Origin of the sequence: Pseudomonas sp. MYb60 (assembly GCF_002979555.1) — a bacterium.
Lineage (GTDB): Bacteria > Pseudomonadota > Gammaproteobacteria > Pseudomonadales > Pseudomonadaceae > Aquipseudomonas.
In genome coordinates, this window is record NZ_PCOZ01000003.1 from 283,160 (window position 1) to 306,653 (window position 23,494).

The 23,494-nt window shown below is 62.4% G+C and carries 20 protein-coding genes, 1 tRNA gene and 2 pseudogenes; 14 read left to right on the top strand and 9 right to left on the bottom strand.

Annotated elements, in window-relative coordinates:
* Positions 1-14: 14 nt before the first annotated feature.
* From eutH to CQ041_RS06935, 3 genes are all read right to left on the bottom strand, one after another.
* The gene (gene eutH, locus CQ041_RS06925; RefSeq protein ID WP_105521715.1) at positions 15-1,247 is read right to left on the bottom strand and encodes an ethanolamine utilization protein EutH; all 1,233 of its coding nucleotides are present in this window, start codon (positions 1,245-1,247) and stop codon (positions 15-17) included.
* 81 nt (positions 1,248-1,328) lie between these two features.
* Positions 1,329-2,093, bottom strand: coding sequence for an SDR family NAD(P)-dependent oxidoreductase (locus tag CQ041_RS06930; RefSeq protein WP_105521716.1), 765 nt, complete (start codon positions 2,091-2,093; stop codon positions 1,329-1,331).
* A 90-nt stretch (positions 2,094-2,183) separates the two neighbouring features.
* Positions 2,184-2,954, bottom strand: coding sequence for an AraC family transcriptional regulator (locus CQ041_RS06935; protein WP_105521717.1), 771 nt, complete (start codon positions 2,952-2,954; stop codon positions 2,184-2,186).
* Between the two features lie 187 nt (positions 2,955-3,141).
* On the opposite strand from CQ041_RS06935, the gene CQ041_RS06940 reads away from it, so the two are divergent.
* Genes CQ041_RS06940 through CQ041_RS06960 form a run of 5 tightly spaced genes read left to right on the top strand, consistent with a single transcriptional unit; the run spans position 3,142 to position 9,556 of the window.
* On the top strand, positions 3,142-4,767 hold the full coding sequence (locus CQ041_RS06940; RefSeq protein WP_105521718.1) for an APC family permease: 1,626 nt from the start codon (positions 3,142-3,144) through the stop codon (positions 4,765-4,767).
* Positions 4,768-4,779: 12 nt separating this feature from the next.
* The gene (locus tag CQ041_RS06945; RefSeq protein WP_105521719.1) at positions 4,780-5,706 is read left to right on the top strand and encodes a 4-hydroxyproline epimerase; all 927 of its coding nucleotides are present in this window, start codon (positions 4,780-4,782) and stop codon (positions 5,704-5,706) included.
* A gap of 36 nt (positions 5,707-5,742) precedes the next feature.
* Positions 5,743-6,690 carry a dihydrodipicolinate synthase family protein gene (locus tag CQ041_RS06950; protein ID WP_105521720.1) on the top strand — a complete coding sequence of 316 codons (948 nt, stop codon included), beginning with the start codon at positions 5,743-5,745 and terminating at the stop codon, positions 6,688-6,690.
* Between the two features lie 58 nt (positions 6,691-6,748).
* On the top strand, positions 6,749-8,320 hold the full coding sequence (locus CQ041_RS06955) for an aldehyde dehydrogenase (NADP(+)) (protein ID WP_105521721.1): 1,572 nt from the start codon (positions 6,749-6,751) through the stop codon (positions 8,318-8,320).
* Between the two features lie 3 nt (positions 8,321-8,323).
* Positions 8,324-9,556 carry an FAD-binding oxidoreductase gene (locus CQ041_RS06960; protein WP_105521722.1) on the top strand — a complete coding sequence of 411 codons (1,233 nt, stop codon included), beginning with the start codon at positions 8,324-8,326 and terminating at the stop codon, positions 9,554-9,556.
* 43 nt (positions 9,557-9,599) lie between these two features.
* On the opposite strand, the gene CQ041_RS06965 is transcribed toward CQ041_RS06960, so the two are convergent.
* From CQ041_RS06965 to CQ041_RS06985, 5 genes are all read right to left on the bottom strand, one after another.
* Positions 9,600-10,580: a GlxA family transcriptional regulator gene (locus CQ041_RS06965; protein ID WP_177429368.1), complete on the bottom strand. Its 981-nt coding sequence runs from the start codon at positions 10,578-10,580 to the stop codon at positions 9,600-9,602.
* 341 nt (positions 10,581-10,921) lie between these two features.
* Positions 10,922-11,530: a LysE family translocator gene (locus tag CQ041_RS06970; protein WP_105521724.1), complete on the bottom strand. Its 609-nt coding sequence runs from the start codon at positions 11,528-11,530 to the stop codon at positions 10,922-10,924.
* A gap of 269 nt (positions 11,531-11,799) precedes the next feature.
* Complete coding sequence (locus CQ041_RS26370) at positions 11,800-11,985, bottom strand: hypothetical protein (protein ID WP_177429361.1); 186 nt, start codon at positions 11,983-11,985, stop codon at positions 11,800-11,802.
* 216 nt (positions 11,986-12,201) lie between these two features.
* Positions 12,202-12,275, bottom strand: a tRNA-Cys gene (locus CQ041_RS06980).
* A 212-nt stretch (positions 12,276-12,487) separates the two neighbouring features.
* Positions 12,488-14,776 (bottom strand): acylase, encoded by a 2,289-nt coding sequence (locus CQ041_RS06985; RefSeq protein ID WP_105521725.1) that lies wholly within the window; start codon positions 14,774-14,776, stop codon positions 12,488-12,490.
* 237 nt (positions 14,777-15,013) lie between these two features.
* On the opposite strand from CQ041_RS06985, the gene CQ041_RS06990 reads away from it, so the two are divergent.
* Complete coding sequence (locus CQ041_RS06990) at positions 15,014-15,391, top strand: fe2+ zn2+ uptake regulation protein (RefSeq protein WP_105521726.1); 378 nt, start codon at positions 15,014-15,016, stop codon at positions 15,389-15,391.
* A 1-nt stretch (position 15,392) separates the two neighbouring features.
* On the opposite strand, the gene CQ041_RS06995 is transcribed toward CQ041_RS06990, so the two are convergent.
* Positions 15,393-15,581, bottom strand: a complete 189-nt coding sequence (locus tag CQ041_RS06995) for a hypothetical protein (RefSeq protein ID WP_105521727.1) — start codon at positions 15,579-15,581, stop codon at positions 15,393-15,395.
* Between the two features lie 260 nt (positions 15,582-15,841).
* Here CQ041_RS06995 and CQ041_RS07000 point away from each other — a divergent pair, with 260 nt between their 5' ends.
* The 8 genes and pseudogenes from CQ041_RS07000 (at position 15,842) to CQ041_RS07030 (ending at position 23,059) form a co-directional block, all read left to right on the top strand.
* Complete coding sequence (locus CQ041_RS07000) at positions 15,842-17,371, top strand: M91 family zinc metallopeptidase (protein ID WP_240995250.1); 1,530 nt, start codon at positions 15,842-15,844, stop codon at positions 17,369-17,371.
* Between the two features lie 147 nt (positions 17,372-17,518).
* Positions 17,519-18,652: pseudogene (locus CQ041_RS26750) on the top strand (cache domain-containing protein); the annotation flags it as partial.
* A gap of 339 nt (positions 18,653-18,991) precedes the next feature.
* Positions 18,992-19,513: pseudogene (locus tag CQ041_RS26755) on the top strand (methyl-accepting chemotaxis protein); the annotation flags it as partial.
* Positions 19,514-19,591: 78 nt separating this feature from the next.
* Entirely contained in the window at positions 19,592-20,050 is a 459-nt protein-coding gene (locus CQ041_RS07010; protein WP_105521729.1) for an SRPBCC family protein, read from the top strand.
* 96 nt (positions 20,051-20,146) lie between these two features.
* Positions 20,147-20,593, top strand: coding sequence for a DUF411 domain-containing protein (locus CQ041_RS07015; RefSeq protein WP_105521730.1), 447 nt, complete (start codon positions 20,147-20,149; stop codon positions 20,591-20,593).
* Positions 20,590-21,033 carry a YqaA family protein gene (locus CQ041_RS07020; RefSeq protein ID WP_105521731.1) on the top strand — a complete coding sequence of 148 codons (444 nt, stop codon included), beginning with the start codon at positions 20,590-20,592 and terminating at the stop codon, positions 21,031-21,033. Before CQ041_RS07015 ends, CQ041_RS07020 begins: the two co-directional genes overlap by 4 nt.
* Positions 21,034-21,077: 44 nt before the next feature.
* A complete protein-coding gene (locus CQ041_RS07025; protein WP_105521732.1) occupies positions 21,078-22,079 on the top strand; it encodes an alpha/beta fold hydrolase in 1,002 nt (333 codons plus the stop codon).
* Positions 22,080-22,105: 26 nt separating this feature from the next.
* Positions 22,106-23,059 (top strand): D-2-hydroxyacid dehydrogenase family protein, encoded by a 954-nt coding sequence (locus CQ041_RS07030; protein ID WP_105521733.1) that lies wholly within the window; start codon positions 22,106-22,108, stop codon positions 23,057-23,059.
* Positions 23,060-23,494 lie beyond the last annotated feature (435 nt).

Consider the following 23,494-nt stretch of genomic DNA (forward strand, 5'->3'; position numbering starts at 1 on the left):
GTGCACACTTCTGGTCAGGTCAATTCGGGCGTGCCCACTGGCAACCGCTGCTGGCGGTCTTGTTCCCCGAGTTCGAGGGCCTTGGGCACGGCCAACCAGTAAGCAAGTGCCATGCCGAGCAGACCGCCACCGAGTTTACCGATAATCAGCGGCAGGATCAGCGAAGGCTGGAAGTTGGCCGAATAGGCCAGGTGATCGCCAAACGTAAAGGCTGCGCACACCGAAAACGCGATGACCAGCACCTTGTCCTTGGGCGGCATGTCGGCCACCAGGCGGAACATCGCAAGGATGTTCGCCGAGGCCGCCAACAGGCCCGCAGCGCCCACCGCAGACAGCCCGAGCAGCGCCGCCGCCTTTTCGATAGGCCGCGACAGGTAGCGCTTGATCAAGTACACCATCGGGAACGCACCGCACAGCATGATGCCCACATAGCCAGCGATTTCCAGCGCGCGGAACTGGTCTTCCTTGTCGGCGATGATCGGCGCAAAACCCCAGGTGCCGAACACCGTGCTGAAGAACTGGGTGAAGTACTCGACGATGGACGCGACCAGCACCAGTGTTACCGCGCCATACACTACCTGGCCGAGGCGCAGGAACACCGCCACCATCAGGTTCGGCAGGTAACGCAGGGCCGCCGCCAGGGCAAAGCAGAACAGGATCAGCGGCATCAGGTTGCGCACCAGCATGCCCAGGTCGAAATGCAGCGCCTGGGTAGCCGCACCGAACGTGGAGATGTCCGGGCGCACGCCGATGCCAAGGTATTCGATGGCCATCGCAATCATGATGATGCTGATCGGGATGCTCAGCAGCCCGGCCATGATGCCCAGCGCCATGTACTTGTGGTCGGCCTTGGCCAGCATCGCCAGGCCCACTGGAATCACGAAGATCACCGTGGAGCCAGACTGGAAGCCGGTGATCAGGCCAAGTATCCAGCCTTCCGGACTTTGCGACAGCGCGTGGGCCAATTGGTAGCCGCCCAGGTCGGCCGCAATGAAGATCGGCCCGGCGATCCCGGCGTCCGAGCCCATGGCCAGGAACATCGGCGCTAACAGTTGGGTAATGAAGCTGGTGATGAACGGGATGGCGGCCATGATGCCGGCGACGGGGAGGAAGATCGGGCCGATGCTGTGGATGCCGGCATTGAACTCTTTGGCCAGCTCGGATTCGGCGCTGAACACTGATGCGAGTCCGCCGATGACGGCGCACACCATGATGACGTAAATGACATACGTGCCTATATGTTCCATTGCAGCCTCTGCTATTTAGAAAGTTATTGTTGGCAGATTGGAGTTGCAGAAGGTGTTCTTATTGGCGGTCAGTTGTCTGACTCAGAGTGCGGTGTAGCCGTTGTCGACGAACAGGTGGGTGCCATTGACGAAGCTGGCGTCATCACTGGCCAGGAACAGTGCGGCCTTGGCGACTTCGGACGGTTCGCACAGGCGTCCTTGCATGGCGCTGATGGCCTCGTCGGAGGCGTCCACACCCAGGCCGCGCAGCAGGTCCAACTCCCGCTGGCCGTGCGCGGTGGCGATGAAGCCCGGGCAAAGGGCGTTGCTGCGGATGTTGCGATCACGAAACTCCACCGCGATGGCCCGCGCGAACATGTGGCACGCGCCTTTGGTGGTGCAATACAGCACTTCCATCGGCGTGCCGACCACGGCGGAAATGGACGACGTAGAAATGACACTGCCCCCACCCGCCTCGATCATGCCGGGCAGCACGGCCTTGGTGACGAGGAACATGCTCTTGACGTTGATGCTCATCAGGCGATCCCAGTCCGACTCGGCGGTTTCCAGGAACGGCCCGGCAGCAATGGTGCCGGCGTGGTTCATCAGCACCGTGATAGCGCCAAAGCGCTGTTCGGCCAACCTGACCGAGCGGTGCACCTGATCGGCCACTGACACATCGGTGGGCAGGAAATACGCACTGCCACCCTCGGCATTGATCCGCGCGGCCACCGCTTCGCCGTCGCTGGTGGGCAGGTCCAGAATTGCCACCTTGGCCCCTTCCTGCGCAAACAGCTGGGACACCGCCAGGCCACAACCGCCTGCCCCGCCGCTGACCAATGCCACCTTGCCCTGTAATCGTCCCATGTGTCGCTCCTCGTTGATAAGCCAGGTAAACCCCGGAAGGGAAGCTAAACGAGGGGGGCCAAAGGGTCCATATATCGGCCGGTATACACGTCAGTGGTGGGCTTCACGATAGTGGCGCGGGGTGAAACCCGTGGAGGCCTTGAACTGGCGGGTGAAGGCGCTGTGGTCGGTGTAGCCGCATTGCAGGGCAACGTCGGTGATCGCAAGGTCAGTCTGCAATAACCGGTGCGCGTGTTCGAGGCGCACCTTCTGGATCATCTGCCGGGGCGTCAGGTGGAATACGCGCTTGCAGTAGCGCTCCAGTTGCGCCACGGAAATCCCCGCGATCCGGGTCAATTCCCCCAGTGTCACGCGCCGGTGGAAGTGCGTGCGGATGTGTGTGTCCACCGCCGCCAGGCGTTGGTAGGCCGGGTGCGACTCGCTGGCGGTTTGCAGGTCTACCGAGATGCCGGCCAGCCCAATGATTGCACCATTGTGGTCGTACAGCGGCCATTTGTGGGTCAGGCACCAACCGGGCTCGCGGGTGCCGTAGAGGTGCAGTTTAAGCTGATCCTCCAGCACCAATCCCTCCTCCAGCACGCGCCGGTCCTGTTCGGTGTAGCCCGGGCCCAACTGGGCGGGGAACACTTCGGCACTGGTCTTGCCCAGCAGCGGTTGCAACTGCTTGAGGCCGCACCGTTGCACCAACGTGCGGTTGGCCAGCACGTAGCGGGCGTGCAGGTCCTTGATGAAAATCGCCGCATTGGGGATCACATCCAGCATCGGCAGCAACTGCATGACGCCCACCAGCACCTGCTCGATGCTGTGGGGCCGACTCGCCTCGCTCCCTTGGCAAAGGGTCGCAAACGCGCTGTGCATCATGGTGTTTTTCCCCTCTTGAGCGCTCGGACGCGTAGCAGATTGCACCATGCCGCAACCGCTGTCGAGCGACGCAAACTGTGCTGATTTCGTCATCGAAGCCGGCAAAAAACATCAATCGCCGCGCCGCCCATGGGTTCACTGTATCGCCACTGCATGCCTACCCAATAACTCACAAGAAGGCGACGCTATGTCAGGTCAAGGCAAGTTCAAGAAACAGCTCTCACTGATGGACCTTACGTTTATCGGCCTGGGCGCCATCTTCGGTTCCGGCTGGTTGTTCGCGGCCAGCCACGTGTCGGCGATTGCCGGCCCCGCAGGGATTTTTTCCTGGTTGCTCGGCGGTTTCGCAGTGCTGCTCTTGGGCATCGTGTACTGCGAGCTCGGTGCCGCGTTACCACGTGCCGGCGGTGTGGTGCGTTACCCGGTGTACTCCCACGGCCCGCTGTTGGGCTACTTGATGGGCTTCATCACGCTGATCGCGTTTTCCAGCCTGGTGGCCATCGAGGTGGTCGCCTCGCGTCAATACGCAGCGGCCTGGTTTCCCGAGCTGACCAAGGTCGGCTCCAGCGACCCCACGGTCCTTGGCTGGCTGGTGCAATTCGCCCTGCTGTGCCTGTTTTTCGTGCTCAATTACCGCAGCGTGAAGACCTTCGCCATCGCCAACAACCTGGTGAGCGTGTTCAAATTCATCGTGCCGTTGCTGGTGATCGGCGTGCTGTTCACCTTCTTCAAACCGGCAAACTTCCAGGTCCACGGCTTCGCCCCGTTCGGCCTGTCGGGCATCGAGATGGCAGTTTCGGCCGGTGGCGTGATCTTCGCTTACCTGGGCCTCACGCCGATCATCTCGGTGGCCAGTGAGGTGAAGAACCCGCAACGCACCATTCCCATCGCATTGATCCTTTCGGTGCTGCTCTCTACCGCCATCTATGTGCTGCTGCAAACGGCGTTCCTCGGCGGCGTCCCCACCGAAATGCTCGCCAACGGCTGGGCCGGCATCAGCAAGGAGTTGGCGCTGCCCTATCGCGATATCGCCCTGGCGCTGGGCGTCGGCTGGCTGGCGTACCTGGTAGTGGCCGATGCGGTGATCTCCCCCAGCGGCTGCGGCAACATCTACATGAACGCCACGCCCCGGGTGGTGTACGGCTGGGCGCAGACCGGTACGTTCTTCAAGATCTTCACGCGCATCGACGAGAAGTCCGGCATCCCGCGCCCTGCCCTGTGGCTGACGTTTGCCCTGTCGGTGTTCTGGACGCTGCCGTTCCCGTCCTGGGAAGCGCTGATCAATGTGGTGTCTGCTGCGCTGATCCTCAGCTACGCCGTCGCCCCGGTCACCGTCGCCGCGCTGCGCCGCAATGCACCGGACATGGCGCGGCCGTTCCGGGTCAAGGGCATGGCGGTGCTGGGCCCGCTGTCGTTCATCATCGCGGCGCTGATCGTGTACTGGTCAGGCTGGAACACCGTGTCCTGGCTGCTCGGCCTGCAGATCCTGATGTTCGGGGTGTACCTGCTGTGCGCCCGCTGGGTGCCGACCGCGCACCTGAACCTCAAGCAGCAGGTGCGCTCGTCGGCCTGGCTGATCGGCTTCTACGCGGTGACGATCCTGCTGTCCAAGCTCGGCAGTTTCGGTGGCATCGGCGTGATCAGCCATCCGTTCGACACCCTGGTGGTCGCCGCCTGTGCACTGGGCATCTACTACTGGGGCGCCGCTACCGGCGTGCCGGCCCATTTGGTGCGCCTGGAAAACGAAGACGACGAAAGCGAAGCGATCGCCGAACCGCGCTTCACCGCCCCGCTCACCCCAGCCACAAACTGATTGGAGCCCTTTATGAAGCGATTGCATGTGATCGACTCCCACACCGGCGGCGAACCGACGCGCCTGGTGCTCGATGGCTTCCCCGCGCTGACCGGCGCGACCCTCGCCGACCAACTGCACAGCCTGCGCACCGACCATGACCACTGGCGCCGCGCCTGCCTGCTCGAACCGCGCGGCAACGATGTGCTGGTGGGCGCGCTGTACTGCCCGCCCGTCACCCCGGGCGCGACCTGCGGCGTGATCTTCTTCAACAACGCCGGTTACCTGGGTATGTGCGGCCACGGCACCATTGGCCTCGTCGCATCGTTGCACCACCTGGGCCGCATCGCGCCGGGTGATCACACGTTTGACACGCCCGTAGGCGCTGTCGTCGCGACCTTGCATGAGGACGGCGCCGTCACCCTGGGCAACGTGCCCTCCTATCGCTATCGCCAACAGGTGTCGGTCGAGGTTCCGGGGCATGGCGGGGTGCACGGTGATATCGCCTGGGGCGGCAACTGGTTCTTCCTGGTGTCCGAGCACGGCCAGCGCCTGGACATGGACAACGTCGACACCCTCACCGACTACACCTGGGCGATGCTCAAGGCCCTGGAAGACCAGGGCATTCGCGGCGCCGACGGGGCGGTGATCGACCATGTCGAGCTGTTCGCCGACGACGCCCACGCCGACAGCCGCAACTTCGTGATGTGCCCCGGCAAGGCCTACGACCGTTCACCCTGCGGCACCGGCACCAGCGCCAAACTCGCCTGCCTGGCCGCCGATGGAAAACTGGCGCCCGGTGCACCCTGGATTCAAGCCAGCATCACCGGCAGCCAGTTCGAAGGCCGCTATGAATGGGACGGTGAACGCGTCCGCCCTTTCATCACTGGCCGCGCCTACATGACCGCCGACAGCACCCTGCTGATCGACGAGCAGGACCCCTTCGCCTGGGGCATCTGAGCCTCAACCCATTGAACGTTCCAAGGAGTTAGAACAATGAGCGACAACATCTTTACCGGCTGCATCCCGGCCCTGATGACCCCGTGCACCCCCGAGCGCAAGCCGGACTTCGACGCGCTGGTGGCCAAGGGTCGCGAACTGATCGATGCAGGCATGAGCGCTGTGGTGTATTGCGGTTCCATGGGCGACTGGCCGTTGCTCACCGATGCCGAGCGCCAGGAAGGCGTGGCCCGCCTGGTCGCCGCTGGCGTGCCGACCATCGTCGGCACCGGCGCGGTGAACAGCCGTGAGGCAGTGGCCCATGCGGCCCACGCGGCCAAAGTCGGTGCGCATGGCCTGATGGTGATTCCGCGCGTGCTGTCCCGAGGCGCCTCCGCCACCGCGCAAAAGGCGCACTTCTCGGCCATCCTCAAGGCCGCGCCGAACTTGCCGGCGGTGATCTACAACAGCCCCTACTACGGCTTCGCCACCCGCGCCGAGCTGTTCTTCGAACTGCGCCGCGAGCACCCGAACCTGATCGGCTTCAAGGAGTTCGGCGGCGGCGCCGACCTGCGCTACGCCGCCGAACACATCACGTCCCAGGACGACAACGTGACCCTGATGGTGGGCGTCGATACCCAGGTGGTGCACGGTTTCGTCAACTGCAACGCCACCGGCGCCATCACCGGCATCGGCAACGCCTTGCCCCGCGAAGTCCTGCAACTGGTGGCCCTGAGCAAAAAAGCCGCCAAGGGCGATGCCAAGGCCCGCCGCCAGGCCCGTGAACTGGAAGCTGCGCTGGCGGTGCTGTCGTCCTTCGACGAAGGCTGCGACCTGGTGCTGTACTACAAGCACCTGATGGTACTCAACGGCGACCAGGGCTATGCGCTGCACTTCAACGAAACCGACGTGCTCAGCGATGCGCAGCGTCGTTACGCCGAACACCAGTACGCGCTGTTCCGCCAGTGGTACGCCAACTGGTCGGCCGAGCAGAACGTCGACTGATGCCGAGCGTGCCGCTGTGCCTTGCGCAGCGGCCAACCCCTTTTTCCAGGACGATCCCATGACTCTGACGGGCAAGATGCTGATCGGTCAGCAATCCCTTTCCGGTAATCGCGAAGCGATCCGGGCCATCAATCCCGCCACCGATACTGCATTGGAGCCCGCTTATGCGGGCGGCAGCGCGGAACACGTCGACCACGCCTGCGCCCTGGCCTGGGCGGCGTTTGACGGGTATCGCGAAACGACACTGGAGACGCGCGCGACCTTCCTTGAAAGCATCGCCACGCACATCGAAGCATTGGGCGACGAACTGATCGAACGCGCCGTCGAAGAGACCGGCCTGCCGCAGGCGCGCATCCAGGGTGAGCGCGGCCGCACCTGCGGGCAATTGCGCACCTTCGCCCGCACCGTGCGTGCCGGTGAATGGCTGGACGTGCGTGTCGACAGCGCACAACCACAACGCCAACCCATGCCGCGCCCGGACTTGCGTCAGCGCCATATCGCGCTGGGCCCGGTGGCGGTGTTCGGGGCGAGTAATTTCCCCCTGGCCTTTTCCGTCGCCGGCGGCGATACCGCCTCCGCATTGGCCGCCGGTTGCCCGGTGGTGGTAAAAGCGCACGGCGCCCACCCCGGCACCAGTGAACTGGTCGGACGCGCGGTGGCGCGGGCAGTCAAGGACTGCGGGCTGCCTGAGGGTGTGTTCTCGCTGTTGTACGGTTCGGGTCAGGAAGTCGGCATTGCCCTGGTCACCGACCCGCGAATCAAGGCAGTCGGTTTTACCGGCTCACGCAGCGGCGGTATCGCGCTGACCAAGGCGGCGCAGGCTCGCCCGGAGCCGATCCCGGTGTACGCGGAGATGAGTTCGATCAACCCGGTGTATCTGTTTCCGGCGGCGCTCGAAGCGCGTGCAGAAGCCTTGGCCCAAGGATTTGTCGCATCGTTGACCCAGGGCGCGGGGCAGTTCTGTACCAATCCTGGGCTGGTGATTGCGGTCAAAGGCGCGGCGCTGGACCGGTTTATCAGCGAGGCCAGCACGCACCTGCCCGCGTGTGCCGCGCAGACCATGCTCACGCCGGGTATCTACAAGGCGTATGACGCTGGCGTCAGCGCGTTGAGCCAGTACGCGCAGGTCGCGGCCACAGGCCAGGCGGCGCAGGGCCCGAACCAGGGCCGGGCGCATCTGTTCGTGACCGAGGCCAAGGCCTTCTTGACCCATGAGCAGTTGCAAGCCGAGGTGTTCGGCTCGGCGTCCTTGGTGGTGGTGTGCAGCGATGCCGCTGAAGTACGCGAGGTGAGCGAGCACCTGGACGGTCAACTGACCGCCACCTTGCATCTGGACGAAGCCGACCTGACCAACGCCAGGTCGCTGCTGCCGGTACTGGAACGCAAGGCCGGTCGCCTGCTGGTCAACGGCTGGCCGACTGGGGTGGAAGTCTGTGATGCCATGGTCCACGGCGGCCCCTTCCCCGCGACCTCGGACCCGCGCAGCACCTCGGTGGGCACCGCCGCAATCCACCGTTTCCTGCGACCGGTGTGCTATCAGGATTTCCCGGACGGGTTGCTGCCCGAAGCGCTGCAACACGGCAATCCCTTGTCGCTGCGACGTTTGCTCGACGGCCAGAGAGAGGCCTGACCCATGTCCGATCCCGATATCGTAGTGGTGGGTGCCGGCATCGTGGGCGTGGCCTGTGCCCTGGAGCTGGCCCGCCAGGGTAAACGCGTGTGGGTGCTCGACCCGCAGGCGCCGGGCATGGGGGCGTCCTATGGCAACGCCGGTCACTTGGCGACCGAGCAGGTGTTTCCCATTGCCGACGCGTCGATCCTCAAGCGCCTGCCGGCCATGTTGATGGACCCCATGGGCCCACTGCGCCTGGACTGGAAATACCTGCCCCGCGCCCTGCCCTGGTTCATGCGCCTGCTGCTCAACCTGCGGCCGGCGCCTTACCGGCGCACGGTGGCCGGCATTCGTGCGCTCAATGAAGGCAGCCTGGGGGCGTGGCAGCGTTTGCTGGGCAGCCTCGGTCGGCGGGAATTGCTGCGTGAGGAAGGCTCGCTGCTGGTGTTCGAACGGCCTGGATCCCGCGCGGCACTGGATGGATTGCAACAGCGCATGCAGCAGCAACAAGTGCCGGTGGCGTACTGGTCTGGCGAGGCAATCCGCAAGGTTGCGCCACAGTTGAGTGAGTCCATCCAGGGCGGCCTGTTTTTCCCGGCGACCGGGCATTTTCTCGACCCCTACCACGTGGTCGATGAGCTGGTCCAAGCGGCCAAGGCCAACGGCGTGCAGTTCCTGCAACGACGCGTGCTGGATGGGCGGCTGACCGATCACGGCGTAGCGCTGACGACCGACCAAGGCCCCGTGGACGCCCATCAGGTGCTGATCGCCTGCGGCGCCCACTCCGCCGCACTCACACAAGCCCTCACAGGCGTGAAAATCCCGCTGGACACCGAACGCGGCTATCACCTGATGCTGCCCCACGAACACCATCGCCTGCCGTTCGCCGTGACCTCACTGGAGCGCAAATTCATCATGACCCCCATGACCGGTGGCCTGCGCCTGGCCGGCACAGTGGAGTTCGCCGGGCTGGAACGACCGGCGAACATGGAGCGTGCCTGGCAGTTGCACCGGCTGAGCAAGGGACTGTTCCGCGAAGACCTGACACCACAAGACGCCACGCCATGGATGGGCTTCCGTCCGTCGCTGCCGGATTCGCTGCCGGTCATTGATCGCGTGTGTGACGGCAAGGTGCTGCTGGCGTTCGGGCATCAACATTTGGGGCTGACGCAGGCAGCGGTGACGGCGGAGATGGTTGGTCGGCTGGACACGGACAGCTCGGGCGCCAACCCTTACCGGCTCAACAGATTTTGAAGCCGCCATGATGTTCAACGCACACAGGCAAGCGCTTGCAGCTCTATTTAACCAACCGCTTCTCCTTCGAGGGGCGATATCCGAAATACGAGCTGTAGCACTTGCTGAAATGGCTCGGCGATACAAACCCGCAGGCTACCAGCACTTCAACCTGTGACAGCTCGGTGTGCTGCAGCAAGCGGCGCGCCTCGGTCACGCGCAATTCCATGTAGTAGCGTTGGGGCGTGGTGCCGAGTTGCTCCTTGAACAGGCGCTCCAGCTGGCGACGGGAACGGCCGGCGTAGATGGCGAGTTGGTCGAGTTCCAGGGGCTCTTCGAGGTTGGCGTCCATCAGCTTGACCACTTCGCGCAACGGCGCGCTGACGCTGATGTTTTCGGTGGGCTTGATACGACGGTAGCGGGATTCCTCGAAGGACAGGATGTCTTCGATGCCTTCCACCAGTGCCTTGCCGTGCAGCTGCTTGATCCAGTCCAGGGCCATGTGGAACGCACCGGAGGGGCTGGACGCCGTGAGGCGGTCGCGGTCGATCACGTAAGGTTCGCTGGTTACTTGGCTGGCCTTGGAGACTTCCGCCAGTGCCGGGCGATGTTCGGGATGGATGGCGCATCGGTAGTCTTGCAGCAGGCCGGCACGCCCGAGAAACCAGGCGCCATTCCACAATCCGGCAAGGGTGACACCGCGTTCGGCCGCACTGTGCAGCAGTTGGATAAAGTCTTCACCGGCCTTGAGTTCGGTGCGAAAACCACCGCAGATCACCAGCAGGTCCAGCTCCTGCAGCGCCGCCATATCGAAGCGCGCATCCGGGCGGATGACCAGCCCGAGGTCGCTGACGACTTCCCCATCGCCGCAACCATAGGTGCGCGCGGCGAACAGGTCGGGACGCAGCAGGTTGGCGGTGACGAAGGTATCGAGCGTCTGGGTGAAGGCCGGCAGGGAAAAATGTTCGAGCAGCAGAAAGCCGACGCGGGTGACCGACGCCGGCTGAGAAGTTTCGTTGAGGTAGCGCAGGTTCTTGCCTTTCATGCCACCGCTGAATTGACGTCTTTCCATCGAGGGTTGGCCCACTCTTATTGTTGATGCAATGGGCGCCATCTTAGGGGGAAATGCGGTGGCTGTCTCAGGCACTGATCTGGATTTGTACCGCGCCCGGCAAAGCCCGTGGCAGAACAGCCGCGACGGCATCTGATACGGTTTTTTCTTTGCCATCTGAATCTGTATCGAAATGCCCCCAAAGTGGACAATGGCGTCAATCCCACTCCCTTCCCTTCGGAGGCCCCATGACCAAGATGGCAATTTTCCTGTTCGGCTTTTTGGTATTGACCATCGGCATTGGCTTGCTGGCGACCATTTCGCCGGTGTAAGCCTCAGCCGGCGAACAGCATCGGGTACAGCGACAGCACCAGCAACGCGGCCATCGAGCCATTGAACAACCGCAACCAGCGCGGTTCGCGCAGCACATTGCGCAAGCCACTGCCACAGCCGACCCACACGCACACACTGGGCAGGTTGACGATGGCGAACACCAGCGCAATCACCAGCACATTGGTGACATACCCTTCGGCCGGCGTGTAGGTGGTGATGGCCCCGAGCGCCATGATCCAGGCCTTGGGGTTCACCCACTGGAAGGCCGCCGCGCCGAGGAAAGTCATCGGCTTGCCCCTGTCATTATTGCTGTCGGACATGCCGCCCGCCGTCGCGATCTTCCACGCCAGGTACAGCAAGTACGCCGCGCCGACATAACGCAACGCCGTGTAGGCCCACGGGAACACCTTGAACACCTCCCCCAGCCCCAGCCCGACCGCAATCACCAGCAGCATGAAGCCGATGCTGATCCCCAGCGCGTGCGGCATGGAACGACGGAAGCCGAAATTCACACCCGATGCGAGCAACATGGTGTTATTGGGTCCCGGAGTGATCGAAGACACGAAGGCGAACAGCACGAAGGCTGAGAGCAAGCTGGTAGACATGAACATGACGCGGCATCCAAGCGAGGTGATAGTGCGTCGACAGTAGAGGGTTATGCAGCCCCGCGCCCCGTACAGCCACGCGCAGATGCAGGCGTACACTTTTCAGATCGGTCTGACAGTTCTTTCACAAACCTTTCACAAGCGAAGCATTAGGGTAGTCCCAGCTCCTAATGAAAACCTTTTAAGCCCGTGCCCCCATCGCGGGCTTTTCTTTGTCCGGCATTTGGTGCGGGCACAAAAAAGGCAAGCCATTGGCTTGCCTCATTGTGTGTGGCTCAGCGCGGGCCGCCACCAGGGCCACCGCCGCCGCCAAAGCCAGGACCGCCACCTTGGCCATGCCCGCCACCGTGGCCACCACCACCGCCATGGCCACCCCCTGGCGGCATGAACATCCAGCAACCAGACAGGGTCGACAACAACGCAACCACCACGGCCGCCTTGGTAAGGTAATTCAACTTCATGACAACGCTCTCTACTTAACGAGATTAACTTCTCGCTGGATAGGACAGCGTGGCGGCCGATGCGTCACGGTTATCGTGTAACGCGTTGGTAGGGCTTGTATGCGTGGTGATACATCAGGAGGGGCTGGCTGATTTGAAGGCTGGGCGCGCACTCATGCACCCAAACCACAGACAATAAAAAACCCCGTAGACGTTAATCTACGGGGTTTTCAAGAGTGGAGGCCGAGGTCGGAATCGAACCGGCGTAGGCGGATTTGCAATCCGCTGCATAACCATTTTGCTACTCGGCCTCAAACGATCAGTGTCAACACAACCAACACTCACCGTGTAAAAACTTGAGTGGACTTGAAAGCCCTGCCTCTACTCTAACTCATTGAATACATTGAGGTTTTTAATGCCTCATTGCGTTCGATGGGCGCCATTATGTACGTATTTGCCAACCCGTGCAACCCCTTGATTTCAAAAATATTTCGCCGTGGTATCAAGGGGTTGCGTGCGCGCCCTACTCCTTGATCCGTTGTACCTGGTACTGCGGATCGGCCGTTATCTGGGCTTCGGTAAAAGGCAGCGGGCTGAGTTTTTTCTCGGAGAACGCCTGGGTCTGGTCCTTGGCGTGGGGCGATGCAGGGTTACTGGACTGGGAAAACGCCAGCACGCCTTCAGCATGGGGGCCCTTGTCATCGAACGTGACGATTTGCAGGTAGCTGCTGCCACTGACCACTTCACGTTTGCCATCCGCACGGGGCACGGTTTGCATGGCGTTGTAGATGCCCAGTTCCTGTGGACCGCCGTGGATGGGGATTTGGCCAGAGCGCTGTACGTCGCCCCATTGGCTGTTGGCCGTCAAGCCGAGTTTGGCCACCGCCGCCGTCGAGGCCAGCATGGCGTCGCGCAGGGCCTTGGCGACGGGTTCGCGGTCGATCGCCAGGCCACGCGGGGTGGTCAAGGGTTGGTCCGGGTCGAAGGCCACGCGCCAGGCGTCGGGGATTTGCGCCAGATGTTCGACCAGATTGATGAAGTGCACCAGGCCCAGGCCGCTGTCGAGGTTGGCGCGGCGGTCCCAAGCTTTCAGGCTGGCACACAGGGGTTGCAGGGCGGCGGCGTCGGGGCCGAGGGACTCAGCGCAGAACGCCAGCAGGTCGGGCATGACCTGGCCGGCCAGGTACACCTCGTTGTCCATGACCATGTTTTGCAAGTCGGCAACGGTGATCGGTTGTTGCTCCAGGGACTGCAAGCGTTGCAGGGCGAAGCGTGCCCGTGGGCCGAGGCCGATGTGGTCCTGGCTGATCACCGGGGAGAACCCGGTCAGCGGCGCCTTGGGGTTGGCCATCCATGCAGAATCATTGGCGTGCTGCACATAGTCGCGGCGTTCAAGTTGCGGCAGCTGGTCGGCCGAGAAAATGCCGGGCTGGGCGGCGCGCGGGTCTACGTCCCAGGCGCAGGCGCTGCGGGCGCCGTCGAGCATGATCATCTGCAGGCCGGCGCGCGGGTCGCTGCAGTGCGCAAGCTTGGCCTCGCTGACGTTGGGCACCACCGACTGGTTCATGTACAGGCTCTGGCCCTGGTCATCGGCCGCCAGGGTGTTGACCCACGGGATGCCTTGCAGGGTGTGCACCGACGTTTGCAGTTCCTTGAGGTTGCTGGCGCGGTTCATCGCATACCACTGTTGCAGCACGCGGTCGTTACCGAGGTTGGCGTCGCGCAGGCTGAACGCATGGTGATTGTCCCAATCCAGCTTGCCAGGCCATTGCACCACCGGGCCGAACTGCGAACTGTAGACCGTGTGAGTTTGGCTTTTGAGGCTGCCATCCGCTTGCTTGACCTGGACGTTCACCACCGCTTTATCCAGCGGCAGGGACTTGCCGTCCAGCAGATAGCGCGTGGAGTCCTTCGGGTCCAGAGTCAGGCGATACAGGGTGAAGTGTTTGGAGGTGTCCACCGTGTGCGTCCAGGCCACATGCTGGTTGAAGCCGATGTTGATCACCGGCAAGCCCGGCAGCGCAGCACCCATCACGTCCAACTGGCCCGGGATGGTCAGGTGCATCTGGTAGAAACGCATGCCGCCCACCCACGGGAAATGTGGGTTGGCCAGCAACATGCCCCGGCCATTGAATGAGCGGTCACGCCCCACGGCGACGGCGTTACTGCCACGGTCGAAACTGAAGCGCTGCTGGCGCGCGGCGGCCAGCTCAAAGCCCCGGGCATTGCTGGACGCGCTGGCGGTGGCCTGTGGCGGTGTCGCGCCCACCAACGCTTCGGCGAATTGGCCGACGCCGCCTTCTACCAACAGCCTGCGGGTCAACTTGATCAAGTCTTCAGCCACCAACGGCCGTACCCAAGCGGCCCGGCACTGGACAGGCGCGCCCTGCTCTTTCAGGTAACGGTTGTAGCCCGCCACATAGCCTTCGATACGCTGGCGGATCTGCGGCGTCTGCGCTTTCCAGAACGCGGCAACGGCGTCCGGGCGGTTGAGCCAGGTGAAAAACACGTCACTGGCCAGGTTGTTGCGCGCTTCGGGTGTTTCCTGTTCAGGGCCGAAAAACCTCGCGCGTTCACCTCTCACCGTGACCACTTCATTGGCCAACAGGCACAGGTTGTCCTGGGCGTAGGCGTAACCAATGCCAAAGCCCAGGCCACGCTCGTCACTGGCGCGGATGTGCGGAACGCCGAAACTGGTGCGCCGAACCTCCGCCGACGCCTGCGCTGCCGATTCCCGCGCGGAGGCGGCCAAGCTCAATCCCAGCAACACCCCTGCCACGCACACCCTGGACAACCCGTTGAAAATAATCACGCCGACTCCACAGTCAAATTGGACACCCTCACAAGGGGCAACTACCCCACCGTAAGGACGCAAAAAGCCCGAAGTAATTTAGCGCGGAGGGAGGTTTATTCGAGGCGGTGCGACTGTGACAAAACCGATACCGACAAAATTTCTACATTGAAAACTTCATGATTCTGCCCGCTCGTTCGTCTTATTACCTAAGAGCGCTCATTTTTTCCTGATCAGGCTCTGATAAGGAGTTTTTGCATGTACAACCCGCAAGTGCCCACGGATGGACATTCATCGGCCGCCGACAGCCACTTCGACAGTGGGACCCTCGCCTTCGGCAAGACGCCGGAGCACGGCAATCAACGGATTCGCCACCTGCTCAAATGTTTCGGCCTGCGCACCAGCCTGATCCGGCTGAAGGTCATCGACGCCCTGCTCAGCGCCGCCGAGCACGGGCGCACCCTCGGTGTGCGCGGTGTGCACAGCCACATGCTGGAGCTGGGCATTCCGCTGTCATTCCTGAGCGTGCGCGAAGTGCTCAAGCGCCTGTGCAGCGAGGGCGTGATCACGCTCAACGCCGACAAAAGCTACAGCCTCCATGCGGAGGCTGCCAAGGTGCTCGAAGGCCGCGAATGACTCAGAGCTTGACCTTGCGCCGCATGATACCGTTGATCACAACGACCACCACGGCGATGGCAATGGCGATGGTCTGGAAGGTTTTCTCGCTGATCACCCCGATGTTTTGCAAGTAGGACAAGCCAAACATCGATGCCAGAACGGCCAAGGCAATCAGAATCGAATATTTCAAACGTTGCTTTTGCGTCATGACGGGTTCCTGAACCTGAAAAATATATGCACGGCGTGTCGCCAACAACTGCCAGGCGTCGAGCCCGTTGCGTGGCAGGCCGCCTATGTTACAGACGATCAAAGGCTTTGGCTTGTCCAGCGCGGCAAGCGGCGCTTGATATATGACGACAACAATCCCCAGGCGAGATCGGGGAACGTTCCCACGCGACCTTCCACCCACAGAGCGGTCCTGGCGATGGACGCCAGGTTTCAACGCACTCTCGAGTGAAGGAATCGCGAATGATCACGCCCACTGGTGGCAACGGCCACTACCCTCTGCAAACGATTCCCGCCAAAGTCGCTCCACCAGCGCCCCCCTCACCCTACGATCCACCGGCCGCCCTCACCCCTGGCGTACTCAACGTCAAGCGGCACGCGCTGTACAGTGACGGCGATGTGCGCATCCATCGAGAAATGGTGTGGAACCCCGCAGACCCGGACAACCCCACCCTCATGTCGAACCGCCTGGTGGTGGAAACCGGCGACGCCAGCGACACGATTCACGTGCGCCGCTGGCCCGGCAGCCGGTTGCAGATCATCGTCAACGACAAACCCTATCTGTTCGACGCCGAATCCACTCAAGGCCCCTCTCAAGGCCTGTGGATCAAGACCAACGGCGGCGATGATCAGGTCCGGATCGATGACGATGTGGACATCCGCGTCGATGTCGACGGCGACGACGGTGATGATCACTTGATCGCCGGTGGCGGACGCACTCGCCTCTACGGCGGCCGGGGTAACGACGTGATACAACTCGGCCGGGGCCTGGGGTATGCCGAGGGCAACGACGGCGACGACGTGATCATGGGCGGACGCGGCAATAACGTGATGTATGGCAACAACGGCCATGACCGCCTGTATGCCGGTGCGGGGGCATCCACCAAGCAAAGCTACCTGGATGGCGGCGACGGTGACGACGATTTGTACGCGGGCAACGGGCACACGGTGCTGCATGGCGGTAAAGGCACCGACCACCTGATCGGGCACGACAGCACGGCGTTTTACACGGGCAAGGGTCAGGACACACTGTGGCGAAACAAGGCCGATGATTTGATATATGCCAAAGCCAGCGACCGTTTCAACCTTCCCGAGGGCGCTGCCTGGGCCGCAATGGCGCACAGCGACGCGGGTGATTTCGCATTCAGCATCCAGGGCGAACCGGATTTCCAGCAGCGCGTGGCTGATGACTTCGAGTTCCTGCGCAGTTCTCCCGCAGGACAGCAGGCGCTGGAACACATGGACGCGCTGGCCTTTATCAATGGCAACAAGCTGCCCATATGGCCAATCAGCTTCGGAGGCAGCGAATACCGCTTCTACAGCAATGAGCTGGATGCCTTGCCGGCTGATGCACCTGAACACCTCAAGCCCGCGACCAATGGATTCCTACAAAACGGTGTGCCGGGTTCCCGAGGCGATCTTGCCGAGATCCATTACGACTCCCCGTCGATACTGGAAAACAGGGAACGGACCAACACGCTGGTTCCAGTGACGGCCCTGTTCCACGAAATGGTCCACGCCTACAACGGCGCGACGGGCACATTCGTCCGAGGGTTCAATCACGAAGACGGGCACGATGTGCCGCACCTTGAGCGTCAAACCATTGGCCTGCCAAACGGCGCCCAACCCTACGATTTCGACGACGACCCCTCGACACCCGCCGCCACCGTCAACCCTTACCCCTTCACGGAGAACGCGCTGAACGCAGAGATGGGCAAGCCGCTCAGGCAATCCTATGTTCTAAATGTCAGCCCCCAGGGTGATGGGGTGTAAACCACGCCTGGTATTGAAGTGGCGCGGCCTCACTCGTCGCGCCGTTTCTTGCACGATCGTACCTAAAGCTCCCGCTCCCCACGCCGATAGCCCTACGAAGCTCTAACAAAGCCGCGTCGATAATAAACGCTTCGTAAGGACGGCCCCATGCCCCCACTGCGCTCCATCCAAACCCGCTATACCCTGTTCCTGGTGCTGTTCGTCCTGGTTTTATTCGTCTTGACGGTGGTCGGCATCGGCCAATTGGTTGCCCCCACGCTGCGTCACACGGAAGAACAGGTGGTGCTCAACCGCGTCAGCGAGGTCGCCGAGCAGATCCAGGGCGAGCTGAACAAGGTTCAGGCCCAACAACGCAGCATCACCCAGACCGTCCCTCTGCTGGACAGCGACGCTATCGACAAGGTCCTGCCTGGCCTGGTCGATCAATATGGCGAGCTGAAAGTCTTCGGCGGCGGCATCTGGCCGTTGCCCAACCAGCGTACCCCGGGGCGCAATAAACACAGCACCTTCTGGCACCGCGACGCCTCGGGCAAGCTCACCGTGAACACGTTCTGGAACAGCGACCCCGCCCCCAACTACTACGACCAGAGCTGGTACAAGGGCGGCCTCGCCTCGCCACGCGGCCAGTGCGCCTGGGCGGCCGCCTACAAGGATGACGCAAGCCAGGAACCCCGCACCAACTGCGCCATGGCGATCCAACGCGACGGTGCCGCCTACGGCGTTGCCACCATCGACGTGACCCTGGGTTTCTTCAATGACCTGGTGGCCAGCAAGGAAAAAGACATCGGCAGCCAGATGCTGATCGTCGAAGCCGACGGCAAGATCATCAGCAACAGCTCGCGCATCAGCGGCCCGGTGGTGTTGAAAAACATCAGCGAGCTGGCCTCGACCTCAGCGTTTGCCGCCCAGGTCAGCAAGGCCCTGACCCAGCGCAACCAGGGGTTGCAGCGCAGCGAGTTCGACAACAGCGGCGTGGCCAGCACCTTCTACCTGCGCCCAATCGAAGGCACGCCGTGGTTGCTCGCCACCGCCCTGCCGACGTCGCTGATTACCGCCCAGCGCGATGATGTGCTCGGCACACTGGCCCTGCTGCAAATCCCCATGGTAGTGCTGCTGGTACTGCTCGCCGCCTATGCGATCCGCCAACTGGTGCAGCGCATGAAGTCGCTCAAGACCAATATCGACGCGCTCTCCACCGGCGATGCCGACCTGACGCGACGCATCACCATTCGCGCCGAGGACGAACTGGGCGCCATCGGCCATTCGGTGAACCGCTTTATCGTCTACCTGCAGAACATGATCGGCGAGGTGACCCAGGCCACCGGCGCCATGGCCTCGGGCCTTGAGCAACTGCAACAGGCGTCGGCCCAGACCAACCGCATCCTGGTGCGGCATGCCTCGGAAACCGACCAGACCGTCACGGCCATCACCGAGATGAGTTCCACCGCCGACACCGTCGCGCAAAACGCTGCCGAAACCGCCGCGTTCACCCAGCGCGCCAATGAACATGCCGACCGTTCCCGGGTGGTGGTGGGCGAAGCGTCCAGCAGCGTCAGCGCCTTGATCGGCGAAGTGTCCAGCGCCACTCACAGTGTGGAAAACATGCGCCAGGACGCTGCGCGTATCACTGAAACCCTTGGGGTGATCGGCGCGATTGCCGGCCAGACCAACTTGCTGGCCCTCAACGCCGCCATCGAAGCCGCGCGCGCAGGCGAACAGGGCCGCGGCTTTGCGGTGGTGGCCGATGAGGTCCGCGCCCTCGCCGCCCGCACCCAGGCCAGCACCTCGCAGATCAACGAAATGCTCGCACGCCTGACCAGCGGCGTAAGTTCATCGGTGGCGGCCATGGAAAATACCCAGGCCAGCTGCCAATCGGCGGCGGATGCCACGGCGCGGGTCAACACCGGGCTGGATGAGATGGCGGGCTCGGTCAGCCACATCAACAACCTCAGCACCCAGATCGCCACGGCCGCCGAACAGCAGAGCGCGGTGACCGAGGAGATCAACCGCAGCATGGTGCAAATCCGACAAATGGTCGAAGAGTTGGTGCAAAGCGGCCAGGCCACCGAAACCAATACGCAAAGCCTGCTGGACGCCAATGGCCGGGTAATTGCGCTGATGGGACGCTTCAAAGTCCGTTGATCACTTGATCGGCTGCTCCCGTGCAAAGCGCGGGAGTCGGACTATTCTGACAGTTCCAAGTCGCACAGGAGGTGTGCCATGCGCGCTGCCGAGCAGTCGATCCGCTTGGAGCGGATCAGTCAGGAACGTTTTATCCAGGCCCCCATCGAAACCGTCTACGACTACGTCACCCAACCGGATCGCTGGCACGAATGGCATCCCACATCCCTCAGCGCCGACACCGGCACCACGGGATCAGTCACCGCCGGAGCGCGGTTCACCGAGATGGTCGACTTGCTCGGCGTGCGCATGCCCATGAGCTACCGCGTACAGATCACCCGGCGCCCGAGTGAATTCAAGACCGTCTTCACCTCCCTGGCCGTTGACGGCTCGATTCATTATTTCCTGCGCCCCTTCAATAACGGCACCCTGTTCAAACGCATCCTGATCTATGAAACCGAATTGCAATTAGTGACCTTGCACGAGCGCATGATCGAACTCTCGGGCATTGCCCTTGACCAGCTCAAGCACCGCCTCGAGAACCCCGCCTTCGTATAATTTGGAAACACTCCGATCCTGCAGGGGCTGGCTTGCCTGCGATGACGTCGTCATGATCGCCGCCATCCCAAGCCTTCTCCTGCACCGGAGCCCTTCATGAAAACCCCTCTGCGCGTCGCCTTGCTGGCTACCCTCCTCACCACCACACTGGCCCAGGCTGCCGACCTGATCCCCATCGACGTACACCGCGACGCCAACTGTGGCTGCTGCAAAAAATGGATCAGCCACCTGGAAAGCAATGGTTTCAAGGTCAACGACCATGTGGAAGCGGACATGAGTGCGGTCAAGCAACGCCTCGGTGTCGCCCCGCGCCTGGGCTCATGCCATACCGCCGTGATCGACGGCAAGTTCGTCGAAGGCCACGTACCTGCCGATCAGGTACTGGCGCTGCGCAAGCGCGACGACCTGCTGGGCATCGCTGCACCGGGCATGCCGATGGGTTCGCCGGGCATGGAAGTCGACGGGCACAGCGAGGCCTATCAAGTCATCGGCCTGACCCGGGAAGGCAAGGACGTGGTGGTGGCTGAATACCCGGCGCAATGATCGCGGGTTACCTGGGGTTATTCTTCGCGGCGTTTGGCGCCGCGACCTTGCTGCCGCTGCAATCGGAAGCCGTGCTGGTGGGCCTGTTGCTCAGCGGGCATTACAGCCTGTGGTGGTTGCTGGGTGTTGCCACCCTGGGCAATGTACTCGGCTCGGTCGTGAATTGGTGGCTCGGGCGCTGGGTCGAGCATTTCAAGGCGCGGCGCTGGTTTCCGGTCAATGACCGGCAGTTGGAAAAAGCCCGCCAACATTACGCGCGCTGGGGGCATTGGACCTTGTTGCTGAGTTGGGTGCCGATCATTGGCGACCCGTTGACGCTGGTGGCTGGGGTCATGCGCGAGCCTTTCTGGCGGTTTCTGCTGTTGGTGACGCTGGCCAAAAGTGCGCGCTATGGGGTGCTCGCTGCGGTGACCTTGCAGTGGGTGTTAATCCCCACTTAATCCCCTCGCAACAGCATCCGGGCACTGACTCAGGAGCCCCGCCCATGTCTCTGTTCCGCGCTTTTTGTACCGCTGGCTTGTTCACAGCCAGCGTCACCCCTGTGCTGGCCGCCAGCTACGGCCCCGAACTGCAGGGCTTCGCATACCCCTATCCGCTGAAGCATTTTGAATTCACATCCCAGGGTGAAACGTTGCAGATGGGCTATATGGACGTCCCGCCCAGCGGTCAGGCCAACGGCCGCAGCGTGGTGCTGATGCACGGCAAGAACTTCTGCGGCGCCACCTGGGAGGGTTCGATCAAAGCGCTCACCGAGGCCGGCTACCGCGTGATTGCACCGGACCAGATCGGCTTCTGCAGCTCCAGCAAGCCTGAGCATTACCAGTACAGCTTCCAGCAGCTGGCAACCAACACCCACCAGTTGCTGGAAAAACTTGGTGTCCAAAAGGCCACGCTCCTAGGCCACTCCACCGGCGGCATGCTCGCCACCCGTTACGCCCTGATGTACCCGGCACAAACCGAGCAACTTGCGCTGGTCAACCCTATCGGTCTGGAAGACTGGAAGGCGTTGGGTGTGCCCTCCCTCACCGTCGACCAATGGTATGCGCGTGAACTGAAGGTGAATGCCGACGGGATCCGCAAATACCAGCTCAATACCTATTACGTCGGGCGCTGGAAGCCGGAGTACGAGCGCTGGGTGGACATGTACGCGGGCCTCAGCAACGGCCCGGGCCATAAACGGGTCGCCTGGAACTCAGCGTTGATTTACGACATGATCTTCACCCAGCCGGTCTACTACGAGTTCAAGCACCTGCCAATGCCGACGCTGCTGTTGATCGGTACGTCCGATAACACGGCCATCGGCAAAGACCTCGCGCCGCCCGCCGTGAAGGCGAAGCTGGGCGACTATCAGGTGCTGGGCAAACACGTGGCCAAACTGATTCCGCACGCCACCCTGGTGGAATTCCCGGGATTGGGGCATGCGCCGCAGATGGAAGAACCGGCCAAGTTTCACCAAGCGCTGTTACAGGGCCTGAACGCCCTTTAGTCCAACCCTTTTTGAGGTTCGCGTGAATGTCGGTACAGATTGCAGTCATCGATGATTGGCAGCGGGTGGCGCGTGGCGTGGTGGACTGGTCAGCCCTGGAGGCTGTCGGCCAGTTGCATTTCCTGCACGATTACCCGGCGGGTACCGCGACGATGATCGAGCGTTTGCGCGAGTTCGACGTGATTTGCGTGATGCGCGAGCGCTCCACGTTCGACAAGGCGCTGCTGCACGGTCTGCCCAAGCTCAAATTGCTGGTGACCGGCGGCATGCGCAATGCCGCCATCGACATTCCCGCCGCGAAGGCCCTGGGCATCCAAGTGTGCGGTACCGACAGCTACAAACAGGCCGCACCGGAACTTACCTGGGCGTTGATCATGGCGTCCACCCGCGACCTGCTGGCGCAAGCCAACTCCCTGAGAGCGGGCGGATGGCAGATCGGCCTCGGCGGCGACCTGCATGGCAAGACCCTGGGCATTCTGGGACTGGGCAGCATCGGCCAAAAGGTTGCACAGTTCGCCCACGTGTTTGGCATGCGGGTGATCGCCTGGAGTGAAAACCTCACGCCGGAGCGCGCCGCCGAAACCGGCGTGACCTGGGTCAGCAAGCGGGCACTGTTCGAACAGTCCGACATTCTTACCGTGCACCTGGTGCTCAGCGAGCGCAGTCGCGGGCTGGTGGATGCCGAGGCGCTGAGCTGGATGAAACCTACGGCGCGCCTGGTCAATACGGCAAGGGGGCCAATCGTGGACGAGCAAGCCTTGGTACAGGCACTGGAGAACGGTCGCCTGGCCGGCGCGGCCCTGGATGTGTTTGCCGAGGAGCCGTTGCCGCTGGATCACCCGTTCCGACGCCTGCCCAATGTGCTGGCGACCCCGCACGTAGGCTATGTGAGCGAGCAGAATTACCGGCAGTTCTACCAGCAGATGCTCGAAGACATCGTGGCCTGGTCGAACGGCGCGCCCATTCGCGTGCTGGGCTAATGCACCAAACCGGGGCGAACGCCTTCTTGTGGCGGGGGAGCCTGCTCCCCTTGGGCTGCGCATCAGACCTGTTTTGGGGCCGCTACCGGCCCCAGCCGGAGCAAGCACCTTGCCCACACGCAAGCAGCAACGTTTAGCGATTTGCCAGAGCTGCATAAGGTTACAAGTTTTTTGTCCTACAAAATCCTCTCACAAACCCTACAGGCTCTAGGATCTGTCCTAGACTCATGACCGATGGGTCCGATCCAAAACAAAAACCCCGCAAAAAATCTAAACTTTACAACCCTGCCGTAGGTCCAGTTTTAAGGTAAGGCATGCGCCGGTATATGACGGCAAATGCCCGTCCATCCAATCTTTTTTCGCAATCCGTGCAACTGGCATACGCCTTGCCAGTTTGTACAGTGCTTGTGCGCCTGACCGCAGGATGCGGTCATC